The 13,444-nt window shown below is 71.6% G+C and carries 14 protein-coding genes; 12 read left to right on the top strand and 2 right to left on the bottom strand.

Annotated elements, in window-relative coordinates; all coding sequences use genetic code 11:
• Genes O3S82_RS01490 through O3S82_RS01510 form a run of 5 tightly spaced genes read left to right on the top strand, consistent with a single transcriptional unit; the run spans window position 1 to window position 4,610 of the window.
• Window positions 1-1,209 carry an MCE family protein gene (locus O3S82_RS01490; protein WP_269305016.1) on the top strand — a complete coding sequence of 403 codons (1,209 nt, stop codon included), beginning with the start codon at window positions 1-3 and terminating at the stop codon, window positions 1,207-1,209.
• Window positions 1,209-2,315: an MCE family protein gene (locus O3S82_RS01495; RefSeq protein WP_179426842.1), complete on the top strand. Its 1,107-nt coding sequence runs from the start codon at window positions 1,209-1,211 to the stop codon at window positions 2,313-2,315. Before O3S82_RS01490 ends, O3S82_RS01495 begins: the two co-directional genes overlap by 1 nt.
• Window positions 2,312-3,586, top strand: a complete 1,275-nt coding sequence (locus tag O3S82_RS01500; RefSeq protein ID WP_179426840.1) for an MCE family protein — start codon at window positions 2,312-2,314, stop codon at window positions 3,584-3,586. Before O3S82_RS01495 ends, O3S82_RS01500 begins: the two co-directional genes overlap by 4 nt.
• Window positions 3,583-4,116: a hypothetical protein gene (locus O3S82_RS01505; protein WP_179426838.1), complete on the top strand. Its 534-nt coding sequence runs from the start codon at window positions 3,583-3,585 to the stop codon at window positions 4,114-4,116. The genes O3S82_RS01500 and O3S82_RS01505 overlap by 4 nt, the downstream gene beginning before the upstream one ends.
• Complete coding sequence (locus O3S82_RS01510; protein ID WP_269305020.1) at window positions 4,113-4,610, top strand: hypothetical protein; 498 nt, start codon at window positions 4,113-4,115, stop codon at window positions 4,608-4,610. Before O3S82_RS01505 ends, O3S82_RS01510 begins: the two co-directional genes overlap by 4 nt.
• A gap of 86 nt (window positions 4,611-4,696) precedes the next feature.
• Here the strand turns inward: O3S82_RS01510 and O3S82_RS01515 are convergent, their stop codons facing one another.
• Window positions 4,697-5,410 (bottom strand): class E sortase, encoded by a 714-nt coding sequence (locus O3S82_RS01515; protein WP_269305022.1) that lies wholly within the window; start codon window positions 5,408-5,410, stop codon window positions 4,697-4,699.
• A 145-nt stretch (window positions 5,411-5,555) separates the two neighbouring features.
• Here O3S82_RS01515 and O3S82_RS01520 point away from each other — a divergent pair, with 145 nt between their 5' ends.
• From O3S82_RS01520 to map, 5 genes are all read left to right on the top strand, one after another.
• Window positions 5,556-6,014: a MaoC family dehydratase gene (locus O3S82_RS01520; protein WP_269305024.1), complete on the top strand. Its 459-nt coding sequence runs from the start codon at window positions 5,556-5,558 to the stop codon at window positions 6,012-6,014.
• A 3-nt stretch (window positions 6,015-6,017) separates the two neighbouring features.
• Window positions 6,018-7,238, top strand: a complete 1,221-nt coding sequence (locus tag O3S82_RS01525; protein ID WP_269305027.1) for an acyl-CoA dehydrogenase family protein — start codon at window positions 6,018-6,020, stop codon at window positions 7,236-7,238.
• Window positions 7,235-8,023, top strand: coding sequence for an SDR family oxidoreductase (locus tag O3S82_RS01530; protein ID WP_269305029.1), 789 nt, complete (start codon window positions 7,235-7,237; stop codon window positions 8,021-8,023). Before O3S82_RS01525 ends, O3S82_RS01530 begins: the two co-directional genes overlap by 4 nt.
• 76 nt (window positions 8,024-8,099) lie before the next feature.
• Entirely contained in the window at window positions 8,100-9,956 is a 1,857-nt protein-coding gene (locus O3S82_RS01535; RefSeq protein WP_269305030.1) for a hypothetical protein, read from the top strand.
• A gap of 22 nt (window positions 9,957-9,978) precedes the next feature.
• Window positions 9,979-10,749, top strand: a complete 771-nt coding sequence (gene map / locus O3S82_RS01540; RefSeq protein WP_269305031.1) for a type I methionyl aminopeptidase — start codon at window positions 9,979-9,981, stop codon at window positions 10,747-10,749.
• 28 nt (window positions 10,750-10,777) lie between these two features.
• On the opposite strand, the gene O3S82_RS01545 is transcribed toward map, so the two are convergent.
• A complete protein-coding gene (locus O3S82_RS01545) occupies window positions 10,778-12,160 on the bottom strand; it encodes an amidase (protein WP_269305032.1) in 1,383 nt (460 codons plus the stop codon).
• A gap of 110 nt (window positions 12,161-12,270) precedes the next feature.
• Between O3S82_RS01545 and O3S82_RS01550 the strand changes: the two genes are divergently transcribed.
• Both O3S82_RS01550 and O3S82_RS01555 read left to right on the top strand, forming a co-directional pair.
• Window positions 12,271-12,840 (top strand): TIGR03086 family metal-binding protein, encoded by a 570-nt coding sequence (locus O3S82_RS01550; RefSeq protein ID WP_179426820.1) that lies wholly within the window; start codon window positions 12,271-12,273, stop codon window positions 12,838-12,840.
• The gene (locus tag O3S82_RS01555) at window positions 12,837-13,442 is read left to right on the top strand and encodes a DinB family protein (protein ID WP_179426818.1); all 606 of its coding nucleotides are present in this window, start codon (window positions 12,837-12,839) and stop codon (window positions 13,440-13,442) included. Before O3S82_RS01550 ends, O3S82_RS01555 begins: the two co-directional genes overlap by 4 nt.
• Window positions 13,443-13,444: the final 2 nt, after the last annotated feature.

Consider the following 13,444-nt stretch of genomic DNA (forward strand, 5'->3'; position numbering starts at 1 on the left):
ATGAGCGAGCGTCTCCGGATTCTCTCCCGCCCCGCCGTCGCCATCGGCGCGGCCCTGCTGTGCCTGGTCCTGGTCGGCGCGGCCGCCGTCGCCGCGGTGACGCGATCGGGCACGAACACGGTCACGGTCGACTTCGACCGCACGGTGTCGCTCTACGAAGGCTCGAAGGTGCGCATCCTGGGCGTCGACGTGGGCACGGTCGAGAAGATCACGCCGCGCGGCCAGACCGTGCGGGCGCGGATCTCGTGGGACGCCGCGTACGACGTCCCCGCCGACGCGAAGGCGCTCATCGTGTCGCCGTCGGTGGTCGGCGACCGCTTCGTCCAGCTGGCGCCCGCCTACACCGGCGGCCCCACGCTGCGCGACGGCTCGCACCTCGACCAGTCGCGCACGGGCACGCCCACCGAGCTCGACGAGACGTTCGCCGCGCTGGACGACGTCGCCACCACGCTCGGCCCCGACGGGCTGAACGAGGACGGTGCCGTCAGCGAGCTCGTCTCCAGCACGGCCGACAGTCTCGACGGCAAGGGTGCCGAGATCCGCGAGAGCATCGAGGCGCTGGCGAAGCTGGGCACCACGGTCGACGGCACGAAGGACGAGTTCTTCACCTCGATCGAGCAGATCGAGCGGTTCGTCTCCGCGCTCGAGGCCAACGACTCCAGCGTGCGCCGCTTCAACTCCAGCCTCGAGGACGTCTCGGGCATCCTGGCCGCCGAGGGCGACGACCTCCAGCTCGCCGTGCGCGAGCTGGCCGGGGCCCTTCAGCAGGTCCAGGGCTACGTGGAGGAGAACCGCAGCGTCCTGCGCCGCAACGTCTCCGGGCTCAGCGACGTCACGAAGAACCTCGCCGAGCAGCGCAAGGACCTGGCGAAGATCCTCGACCAGGGCCCGAAGGCGCTGTCGAACCTCGCGATGGCCTACAACCCCACCACGGGCACCCTCGACGCCCGCGGCTCGATCAAGGGCTCCACCTCGCGCGGGATGACCGTCCTCACCGAGAGCTTCTACGTGTCGGCCTACTGCTCCCTGAGCACGCAGGAGGACGCCAAGTACAAGGAGGCCTGCGACGCCGTGGGCCAGCTCGTCGGCTTCCTCGCCGACCAGGCGAAGGCGACCGGCAGCGATGCCGACGCCGCCCCCGCGGCCCAGGCCCCGCCGGCCGGCTCCTCCACCGAGGAGTCCCTCTCCTACCTGATGGGGGTGGCGTGATGCGCACGATCCGGACCCGGGTCGCCCTCGTGGGCGTCGTGGGGTCGCTGGCCCTCGTCTCGGGCTGCGTCTCCAGCGTCGGCGACCTGCCGCTCCCGGGTGGAGCCGACCTCGGCGACGATCCCTACTCGGTCACGATCGAGTTCGCCGACGTGCTCGACCTCGTCCCGCAGAGCGCCGTCAAGGTCAACGACGTGTCCGTCGGCCGCGTCACGAAGGTCGAGCTCGACGGCTGGAAGGCGAAGGTCACGGTCAAGGTCAACGGCGACGTCGTGCTGCCCGACCAGGCCGTCGCGTCGATCCGCCAGACCTCGATCCTCGGCGAGAAGTTCGTGTCCCTCGCGCCCCCGGAGGAGGGTGGCGGCGAGGTCGGACGCCTCGGCGACGGCGACCTGATCCCGCTGGCGCGCACCGGCAACGCGCCCGAGATCGAGGCCGTGCTGGCGTCGGTCTCGCTCGTGCTCAACGGCGGTGCGCTCGGCAAGGCCCAGGTCATCAGCCGCGAGCTGGGCACCGCGTTCAAGGGCCGCGAGTCGGACATGCGCACCTTGGTGCGTCGACTCGACGAGTTCCTCGAGGTCGCCGACGACTCGCGCGAGGACATCGTGGCCGCGATCGAGCAGATCGACCGGCTCGCGAAGAGCACGAACGAGCAGAAGCAGGCGATCGACGCCGCACTCGACGACCTGCCGGCCGCGCTCACCACGGTCAACCAGCAGCGGGCCAACCTCGTCAAGATGCTCGACGCGCTGTCCGAGCTCGGCGCCGTGGGAACGGACGTGATCGTCAAGAGCAAGACCGCGGTCACGGCCGACCTGCGCGCGCTCGCGCCGATCCTGGACAACCTCGGCTCGGCCGGCGACGCGCTCATCACCTCGCTCGAGGTGCTGCCCACCTTCCCGTTCCCGGACTCGCTGCTCGGTGAGACGCCGCAGGAGGCGAAGAAGTACCAGATGGGCGACTTCCTCAACGTGTCGCTGGACTTCAACACCGACTTCTCGACCACGGTCGGGCTGATGACCGACGCCGAGCGGCAGGCGCTGAAGGAAGCCCTGCGCGAGGACGACGTGTCGGGCGTGCTGGCGAAGTCGGTGGTGGCGCCGTGATCACCCGCAAGGTCCGCGTGCAGCTCGCGCTCTTCCTCGCCGGCACCCTCGTGCTGATGACCTACATCGGCGCGAACTACGCGCACGTCGACCGCCTGTTCGGCAGCGGCTACAAGGTCACGGTGCAGATGGCCGAGTCCGGCGGCATCTTCACGACCGCCGACGTCACCTATCGGGGCGTGAGCGTCGGTCGGGTCACCGACATGTGGCTCGACGGCGACGGCGTGAAGGTCGAGGTCCGGATCGACGGCGACGCGCCCGAGATCCCCGCTGACTCCGACGTCGTCGTGGCCAACCGCTCGGCCGTCGGCGAGCAGTTCCTCGACTTCCAGCCGCGCACCGACCGAGGCCCCTTCCTCGAGGCCGACGACGTGATCGCGCGCGAGCGCACGCAGGTGCCGATCGACACCCGCACCCTGCTCACGAACGTCAGCGCGCTGCTGTCCTCGGTGGACGCCGACGACCTCAGCACGGTCATCACCGAGCTCGGCACGGCGTTCGAGGGCTCCTCGCAGGACCTCAGCACGATCATCGACACGTCCAGCTCGTTCATCACCGAGGCCGACCAGAAGTACGAGGTCACCGCGGCGCTGATCCGCAGCTCCAACACCGTGCTGCGCACGCAGGTGGACTCCCAGAGCGACATCCGGGCGTTCGCGCGGAACCTGAGCCGGCTCACCACGGCCGTGCGCAGCTCCGACGCCGACCTGCGCACCGTGATCGACTCCGGCGCACCGGCGGCGAAGTCCCTGCGCGCCCTGATCGACGAGAACGCCGACGACATCGCCGCGCTGCTCGACGACGCCATCACCGTGAACAAGGTCGTGGCCACCCGGCTCGACGGAGTCCGCGGCGTGCTGGTGATCGCGCCGTACGGCATCGAGAGCGCGTACTCGATCATCACGAAGGACTCGCGCACGGGCCAGTACGCGGCCCGGCTGAGCCTGTCGCTGCAGCCCGCGAACGAGCCCTGCCTGCCGGGCTACAAGCCCGACGCCCGCCAGCGCACGCCCTACGACCGCACGGTCGAGAAGTGGAACCGCTCGTGGACGTGCTCGAAGGCCACGCCGCGCGGCGGCAAGTCCGGGGGAGGGGGCGCCACGTCGTCCTCGTCCTCCTCGGAATCCGGCGCCGGCACGGTGCTCGGCACGTACGATGTGGCGACGCGGACGCTCGCGTCGAACGATGAGGCCGCGACGATCCCGCAGGCCCTCGATCTCGGTGAGGAGTCCTGGAAGTGGATGATGCTCGGTCCGGCGGTCGCCCGGTGAGTCGCGGTCGCCTCGTGACGGCGGCCCTCGTGGTGGTGGCTCTCGTCGCCGTGGCGGCGGGTGCCTGGCTGCTGGCGCGGGGTCCGCAGGTCCCGGCGTCGGCCGACACGGCCGCGCGCCAGGACGTCCGCGCCGCCACCGAGCGGTTCGCGACCTCGATCAACACCTACGACGTGGCCGACCTCGACCCCTACGTCGAGAAGGTCACGCCGCTGCTCACCGACGACCTCGCCGAGCAGTTCGAGCTCTCCACGCAGGACCTGCTGTCGCGGTTCGCCGACACGAAGATCGTCTCGAAGGGCAAGGTCGAGCAGGTCGCGATCGACAGCATCGACGGGGACAGCGCCGAGGCGCTGGCCGCCATCACGGTCACCACCGCGCCCGAGAGCGTGCAGTACGGCCAGCCCCGTCTGCGCTGGCGCGTCTCGCTCGTCCGCGAGGGCGACACGTGGCTCGTCGACAACTTCGCCAACGTCGCGGTCGAGACCGCGCCCACTGAGGCGCCCGAGTCGCAGGAGGAGGGCCGATGACCCGCCCGTCCCGTCGCACCGTGCTGGTCGCCCTCGCCGTCGTGGCGGTGGTGTTCGCCCTCGTGTCCGTCCTCGTCGTGCAGCGCGCCGAGGCCTCGGCCCAGGACCAGCAGGACGCCCGCGACGACGCCGCGGCCGCGGCCACCGACGCCATCCCGCGGATGCTCGGCTACCGCCACGCGTCGATCGCCGACGACCTCGACGAGGCCACCGAGGTGATGACCGAGTCGTTCGCCGACCAGTACTCCGAGCTGACGCCGCAACTGGTCTCCACCGCCCAGCAGCGCCAGATCGACGTCACCGCGACGGTCCGCACGATCGCGGCGCTCGAGTGCGGGCAGGAGTGCTCGACCTCGAAGGTGCGCCTGCTCGCGTTCGTCGACCAGAACCGCACGATCGCCGGCAAGCCCGGCTCGCCCGCGGCCCTCTCGGTCGTGATCTCCATGAAGAAGGTCGACGGCGACTGGCTCGTCGACGACCTCACCACCAGCTGACCGCCTGCCCCGAGATTTGCTCCTTCTTCTACGTGTCAGCCCACCTGAGACGTGGAAAATGGAGCACATCTCGGGACGCGCGCGGGTCAGACGTGCTCGGTCCTGACCAGCTCGCCGAAGACCACCGAGCGGTCGTCGGTGTGGAAGATCTCCGAGCACGTCGTGAGGGTCAGCAGTGACTCGGTGGGGCGGGCCCGGGACTTCTGGGTCCTCGACTCCCTGGCCTCCTCGGGCACGGGCTGGACGACCCAGATGTCGGTGAAGTCGACGATCGTGTCCGTGCCGGAGTTGCGCAGCTCGTAGGTGTAGACGTGCGTGCGGGTCTCGACCTCGACCAGGTCGCCGGCGCGCAGGTCGGGGAAGTCCTTGAACGGCTGGCCGTTCGTCACGCGGTGGCCGGCCACGGCGAAGTTGCCCGGCTGGCCGGGCCGCTGCGTGTCGGTGAACCAGCCCACGCCCGAGGTCAGCGCGGTGTCGTCGATGCCGGCGACCACGGGGACCTCGAAGTCCTCGCCCAGGCGCGGCACGCGCAGCACCGCGAACACCTGCCCCATGCGGATCTCGTCGCGGGTGGCGTCGCCCTTGCGGTTGCCCTTCCAGTCGTCGGCCAGTGCCACGGCCATGTCGCCCTGGCGCTGCTTCGCGACGACGTTGGTGCCGATGTAGGTCCAGGCGGCCCAGCCCAGGCCCACGACGAGGACGACCGTCAGCACGCTCGCCACGAGTCGCAGCGGCCGCAGCTGCGGGGTCGGCCGCAGTTCGGGGCGCTCGCGGCGCGGCGGGCCGGCGGGGGCATTCATGCAACTGAGTGTCACACCTGGGCGGCCACCGGACAATCGAGTCGCCGGAACCCGGACGCGCGAGGTCGCCGGTCCCATTGCCCGTGACCGAGGACGCACGATACGGTGCTGACTAAGCAAGCGCTTAGTGATCCAGGAGACCCCGATGACCCGTGAGTTCGAGACCCTCGCCGACTTCAAGGCCGCCGCCGGCCAGGAGCTGGGCACCAGCGAGTGGGTCACCGTGACCCAGGACAAGATCAACCTCTTCGCCGACGCCACCGGCGACCACCAGTGGATCCACGTCGATCCCGACGCCGCCGCGAAGGGCCCGTTCGGCAAGCCGATCGCCCACGGCTACCTCACCCTGAGCCTGCTGCCGGTGTTCACCGAGCAGATCTACTCGGTCAAGAGCGTCGTCATGGGCGTCAACTACGGCGCGAACAAGGTGCGCTTCCCGCACCCCGTGCCGGTCGACTCCAAGGTGCGCGCCACGGCCACGCTCAAGGAGACGCAGGACATCGCGATCGGCACTCAGGCCATCGTCAGCGTCGTCGTCGAGATCGAGGGCGTCGAGAAGCCGGCGTGCATCGCCGAGGTCGTCTACGTGATGGCCGAGGCCTGAGCCATGCACTTCGCCTTCGACGAGAGGACCCAGGACCTCATCGCGCAGATGCAGTCCTTCATGGACGAGGTCGTCCACCCGGCCGAGCCGCTCGCGCACGAGCAGATCGAGGCCAACTACCGGAACGACGACTGGTCGATCCCGCCGGTCGTCGAGGACCTCAAGACGGAGGCGAAGAAGCGGGGCTTGTGGAACCTGTTCCTGCCCGGTGAGGGCGGCGCAGGCCTGACCAACCTGCAGTACGCCCCGCTGGCAGAGATCCAGGGCCGCAGCATCCAGCTGGCCCCGCCGGCGACGAACTGCGCCGCGCCGGACACCGGCAACATGGAGGTGCTGAACGAGTTCGGCACCGCGGAGCAGAAGAAGCAGTGGCTCGAGCCGCTGCTGGCCGGCGAGATCCGCTCGGCGTTCGCGATGACCGAGCCCGACGTGGCCTCGAGTGACGCGACGAACATCGAGACCTCGATCGTGCGCGACGGTGACGAGTACGTCATCAACGGCCGCAAGTGGTGGATCACCGGGGCGATGAACCCGAACGCCAAGGTCTTCATCGTCATGGGCAAGACCGATCCCACGGCGGCACGGCACCGCCAGCAGTCGCAGATCCTCGTGCCGCGGGACACCCCCGGCCTCGAGATCGTCCGCGGCATGCACGTCTTCGGCTACCACGACCGCGACCACGGCGGCCACGCCGAGCTGCGGTTCACCGACGTGCGCGTCCCGGTCTCGAACCTCATCGCGGGCGAGGGCGACGGCTTCGCGATCGCCCAGGCGCGCCTCGGGCCCGGCCGCATCCACCACTGCATGCGGTCGATCGGCATCGCCGAGCGCGCGATCGAGCTCATGTGCCAGCGCGCGCAGGACCGCACCGCGTTCGGCAAGCCGCTGGCCGACCAGGGCGTCATCCGCGACTGGATCGCCGAGTCGCGCGTGCGCCTCGAGCAGCTGCGCCTGCTGGTGCTCAAGACTGCCTGGCTGATGGACACGGTGGGCAACAAGGGCGCCCACACCGAGATCCAGGCGATCAAGATCGCCACGCCCCGCACGGTGCAGTGGATCCTCGACAAGGCGATCCAGACGCACGGTGGCGGCGGTCTGAGCCAGGACTTCCCGCTGGCCGAGATGTACGCCGGCATCCGCACGCTGCGGTTCGCCGACGGTCCGGACGAGGTCCACAAGAACTCGCTCGCCAAGGCCGAGCTCAAGCGTCAGGGTGTCCGATGAGCGCGCGCAGGTGTGTCGTCACCGGTGCTGCGGGCGGCATCGGCCTGGCGATCGCGGAGGCGCTCGTCGAGCGCGGCGACCGCGTGCTCCTGGCCGACCTCGACGAGCAGCGCGTCTCCGAGGCCGGAGAGCGCCTCGGGCAGCCGTGGTTCGCCGGTGACGTCGCCTCCGAGGCGGGCGTCGCGGCCCTCATCGAGCAGGCCGACGCCGAGCTCGGCGGGGTCGACGTCTTCGTCGCCAACGCGGGCATCTTCCGAGGCTTCGGCCTCGACGCCGACGAGTTCGACTGGTCGCTGTCGCTCGACGTCAACGTCATGGCACACGTGCGCGCCGCTCGGGCTCTCGTGCCGCGGTGGAGCGTGGAGTCGCCCGGCGTCTTCGCGGTCACCGCGTCCGCCGCGGGCCTGCTGACCCAGCTGGGCTCGCCGACCTACTCGGTGTCCAAGCGCGCCGCGGTCGGCTTCGCCGAGTGGCTCGCCGCGACCTACGGCGACCGAGGCGTCCAGGTGGCCGCGCTGTGCCCCATGGGGGTCGCGACGCCGATGGCCGAGGCGGGCGAGACCGCCACCGAGCCCGACGCGCGACTGGCCCACGGGTCGGTCGCGGCCGCCGGCGAGACGCTCGCGCCGCAGGAGGCCGCGCGGGTGCTGCTCGAGGCGATCGACGAGGGCCGCTTCCTCGCGCTGCCGCACGAGTCGGTCGGCACGATGTACGCCCGCAAGGCGCAGGACACCGATCACTGGCTGTCGGGCATGCAGCGATTCCGGACGTCGCTCGGAGGCTGATTCTCGTATCACCCCCGGGAGTCGGCTCTCACCCGATACGATCCGGTGACTCATGTCCGACTCTCGGGGGTACTCGATGAACCGTCCCATCCTGCGCTGGCTGTCCGCCGCCGCACTCAGCGGCGTGGCCGCGACCGCGCTGGTCGCCCCCGCCACGCCCGCCGTCGCGGCGCCCGCGGCCTTCTGCTCCGACGGCAGCCAGCCGATGGTCACGCAGGACGAGGCCACCGCGTTCGCCGAGGGCGAGCCGGTGACCGGCCTCACGGTCGTCAAGGGCACGCAGCCCGTCGAGTTCACCGGCGAGTACGTCGGTCACCTCGAGGACGCGCTCGGCCAGGGCGTCGACATGCTGCTGTTCGAGCTCTCGGGCGCCGGCATCGACACCGGCAATCCCGCGGCGGGCATCTGGTCGGGCATGTCGGGCTCGCCCGTCTACGCGCAGGACGGGCGCCTGATCGGCGCCGTCGCGTACGGCCTCAACGCCGACAACCTCCCGATCGCGGGCGTCACCCCCGCCGACTTCATGAAGAAGTCGGGCGTCGACCGCCTCGCCCCGTCGCGCGTGTCCATCACGCGGTCCTCGCTCGCGGGCGCCTCGCGGGCCACCGAGAAGCGCCTCGCCGGAGAGACCCTCCCGCTGCTGAAGACCCGCAAGGTCGTCGCGGGCGGCACCAAGACCAACGCCCTGGCCAACCGCACCCTGGCGCGCGTTCCGGGCTCGTCGGCCGCCGCTCGCTCGGCCCGAGCCGGCGGATTCGCCTCGGTCGCGTCGCCCTCGCGCATCGCCGAGCCGCTCGTGCCCGGCGGCAACATCGCCGTGGGCTACTCCACCGGCGACCTGTTCTCCGGCGGCGTCGGCACCGTGACCGCGATCTGCGGCAACACCGTGTGGGCGTTCGGTCACCCGATGGACTTCGCCGGCGAGACCTCGCTGTCGATCCACAACGCCGACACGGCGCTCATCGTCCCCTCCTCGACCGGCCTGGTCGGCTCGTACAAGCAGGTCTCGCGGGTCGGCCAGCAGATCGGCACGATCACGCACGACGGCTACGCGGCCATCCGCGGCGAGCTCGGCGTCATCAAGGGCTTCCCAGTCACGACCCACGTCTACAACCCCTCCGGCCAGCGCATCGGCACGTACGGCGGCACGGTCGTCAACCCCGACCTCGCGGCCTTCGCCGCCGGCTACGCGCCCGCGTACGCCGCCGTCGACACGCTCGACAACCTCGGGATCGGCACCGCGCGTCACGTGTGGCGCATCGACTACCGCCTGCGCGGCGGCCGCACGGGCAGCGTCGCCAACGTGCAGGTCTACGCCGACCGCGGCGAGCTCGGCGACCAGCTGGCCGGCAGCGTCGGCAGCGACGTCGCGACCCTGCTGGGCACCGACCTCGCCGACGTCACGATCACCCGCATCACCTCGCACCTCACGCTGCGCAGCGCGAAGGCCGTGGACTACCGCTTCGCCGGCGCGCAGCGCTGGGTCGGCGGGAAGTGGGTCAAGGCGCACGGCAGCAGCGTCAAGGCCGGCCGCGGCGTCACCGTGCGCCCCGTCTACCGCGAGTACGTGAACGGCCGCCCCCAGGGCACGCGCACCGGCCCCGCGAAGAAGTTCGTGATCGGCAAGAACGCCAAGGGTCGCGCCAAGATCGCCTACTCCGCGCTCGCGCAGCCGTCGATGGACGACTGCGAGATCGACGAGGACGGCGAGATCTGGTGCCCCGGCTTCGACGACGAGGAGGACGGCCCCTCGAGCTTCTCCGAGCTCGTGGCGCAGCTCGACGCGCTGATCCCGGCCGACCGCGGTGTGGTCACCGCCGGCTGGGCCTGGAAGGTCGGCAAGTCCAAGGGCGCGTCCGAGCGTCGCGGCGGCCTCGTCGGCCCGGGCGTCCTCTCGGGCACGTACACGGCCACCTTGAAGGTCCGCCGCTGACGCGACTCCGTAGGCTGGCCGCATGGCGATCGAGCTCCTGAGCCCCACTCAACTCGACGACATGCGGCCCGCCGGCCGCTTCGTCGCCGAGGTCCTGACGACCCTGGCCGAGACGGCCGACGTCGGCGTCGACCTGATCGAGCTCGACGCCCTCGCGCACCGGATGATCAAGGACCGCGGCGCCGAGTCCTGCTACATCGACTACGCGCCCTCGTTCGGGCGCGGCCCGTTCGGCAAGGTGCTGTGCACGAGCGTCAACGACGCGGTGCTGCACGGCCTGCCGCACAAGTACAGGCTGCGCGACGGCGACCTGGTCAGCTTCGACTTCGCGGTGAGCGTCGACGGCTGGGTGTGCGACTCGGCGCTCAGCGTCGTGGTGGGCACGCCGCGCGACGAGGACCTGCGCCTGATCGAGGCCACCGAGGTCGCCCTCGCCCGCGCCATCGAGGTCGCCCGTCCCGGCAACAAGATCGGTGACATCAGCGCGACCATCGGCGAGACCGCGCGCGAGTACGGCTACTCGGTCAATACCCAGTTCGGCGGGCACGGCGTCGGCCGCACGATGCACGGCGACCCCCACATCTCGAACGACGGCACCGCCGGTCGAGGCTTCCCGCTCAAGCCGGGCCTCGTCATCGCGATCGAGCCGTGGCTGCTGGCGGCCACCGACGAGATCCGCATGGACGACGACGGCTGGACCATCCGCAGCGCCGACGGCTCCCGCGGCGCCCACAGCGAGCACACCATCGCGATCACCGACGGCGACCCGATCGTCATGACCGCCCGCGGCTGACCGCCCTTCGCGAGATCTGCTCCAATTCCTACCTTTCAAGCGGGTTGAAACGTCGATTCTGGAGCAAATCTCGGGACGCGCGGAGGACGAGCGCGTCGGCGCCGACGTGCCCGGCGAGCATCACGCCTACCGGGAGGCCCTCGTGCTCGAAGCCGGGCACGCTCGCGGCGGGCTGGCCGCTCATGTTCATCAGCGCCGTGTAGGGCGTGAAGAGCAGCTCGCGCCGGTGGTCCTCGGCCGGGTCGCCCGACTCGGTGAACCACGCGTGCGGCTGCGGCGGCAGGGCCAGCGTGGGCGTGAGGAACAGGTCGAACGAGGCCAGTGCGGCGTTGACCCGCGCGGTCGTCAGCTCGAGGAAGCCCATCGCGGCGGCCAGCGCGGGCGCTGAGGCCTGGCCGCCCCGCTCGTACCAGTACCGCGTCGTCGGACGCAGGCTGCCGATCGCCTCGGGCGGCAGCGGCACGGACGCCATCCCGGCGGACCAGACCACGTTGAACTGCGGCTCCAGCTCGGCGGGCCAGGGGTTCGCGGTCTCCACGACCTCGTGCCCGAGCGAGGCGAGTGCCTCGCGCGCCGCGGCGACGGCGGCGACCGAGCCGGGGGAGGGCTCGGCGAAGTCGAGGTAGGGGTCGGTCCAGGTCGCGATGCGCAGCCGGCCGGTCTCGCGTCGGACCTCTTCCGCGAACGGCACGGCCGGTGCGGGCCACACCCGGGACGAGCCGGGCATCGGCCGGGCGAGGAGGTCGAGCACGGCGGCCACGTCGCGCACCGAGCGGGCCAGGACGCCGTCGGTGGCCAGCCCGTTCCACGTGGGGGAGTCGGGGCCGGCGCCCACACGGCCGCGCGACGGCTTGAAGCCGAGGATCCCGCAGCACGACGCGGGGATCCGGATCGAGCCGCCGCCGTCGCTGCCGGGCGCGAGCGGGAGCAGCCGCGCACCAACCGCCGCGGCCGCGCCACCGCTCGAGCCGCCCGCGTTCCGCGACGGGTCCGCGGGCGTGCCGGTCGGACCGACGACGTCGTTGTCGGTGTACGAGCTCAGGCCGAACTCCGGGGTGTTCGTCTTGCCCAGGCTGACGAAGCCGGCGTCCTCGACGAGGCCGACGAGGTCGGCGGAGTGGTCGGGCACTTGGTCGGCCATGAGCCGCGACCCCATCGTCGTGCGGACGCCCTCGGTCGCCGTGAGGTCCTTGAAGGCCGTCGGCACGCCCGCGAACGGCGGGCGCTCCTCGAGGGCGTCGAGCGCGGCCGCGCGGGCCAGCGCGCGCTCGGGGGTGAGGGTCACGAAGGCGCCGAGGTGGTCGTCCTGGGCCCGTTCGAGGAAGTGGCGGGTGACCTCGACGCACGAGACCTCGCCCGAGGCGATGGTCGCGGCGAGGTCGTGGGCGTCGAGGTCGTGCAGTGCGGTCACCGTGCCACCGTCTCGTGTTCGCCGGCGATCGACAAGCGGCGCCCACCCTTGACGCCGCCGGGGTCCGGCCGGTCGACTGGAGCCCCGTGCCGCCCACCGCAGGAGGACCCGTGTCCGCACCCTCGCAGCCCCTCGCCGAGCGTCATGCGCGCATCGTCGAGGGCTTCACCGCCGTCGTCGAGCAGGTGGACGACTGGGACGCGCCGACGCCCGTGCCCGAGTGGCGCGCACGCGACGTCGTCGAGCACCTCGTGACGTGGTCGCAGGGCTTCCTCGCCTCCGGCGGCGTCGACCTGAGCCGTCCGGTCGACGGGGACGACCCCGCCGGCACCTGGCGGGCGCACGCGGCCGAGATCCAGCAGCTGCTCGCGTCGGACGCCGCGGAGGCGGACTTCACGCACCCGCACCTGGGCACCGAGCCGCTCGGCGGCGTCGTCGACCGGCTCTACACGACCGACGTGCTCATGCACACGTGGGACCTGGCCGAGTCGGCCGGCGTCCCGTCGGGTCTCGACGCGCAGGAGTGCGAGCACCTGCTGCAGGGGATGAGCCTGCACGAGCAGATCCTGCGCGACTCGGGCCAGTACGGACCGGCGGTTCCCGTGCCGCCCGACAGCGACGGGGTGACGCGACTGATGGGCTTCCTCGGCCGCGATCCCCAGTGGCGGTCGGCCCGGTGACCGCCAACGCGATCAGCCTCGAGTACCTGCGGCGCGGCCACCGTGCGGTGCTGCGGGCCGTGCACGGGGTGGACGAGTACGACGCCCGCCGGCCGCTGACGCCCACGGGCACGAACCTGCTGGGCCTGGTCAAGCACCTGGCGATCGTCGAGCTGGAGTACGTCGCGTCGTGCGCCGGCTTCCCCAGCGACCTCGGCACGCCGTGGGAGACCACGACGGGGGAGGAGGACAACTCCGACCTCTGGCTGACCGCGGACGAGTCGGCGCAGGACGTCATCGACCTCTACGTGGCCGTGGGCGAGCACACCGAGCGGGCCGCGGCCGCGCTCGCGCCCGACGCTCCGGTCACCGTGCCGTGGTGGTCCGAGCCGTCGACGACCTTCGAGCGGCTGCTCGTGCACCTCGTCTCGGAGACCGCACAGCACGCCGGCCACCTCGAGATCCTGCGCGAGGGGATCGACGGGCAGGGCGACACGTGGGACGAGGCCCGCACCGAGCGGGACGAGGCGTGGTGGTCGGCCCTGCTGGAGCGGATCGGCGCCGCGGCGGAGGTCCACCGCGACGCCGGTCGCACGGTCACCGCGCCCGAGGGCACGTTCTGACG

This window comes from Aeromicrobium sp. HA, assembly GCF_027171405.1.
Lineage (GTDB): Bacteria > Actinomycetota > Actinomycetes > Propionibacteriales > Nocardioidaceae > Aeromicrobium > Aeromicrobium tamlense.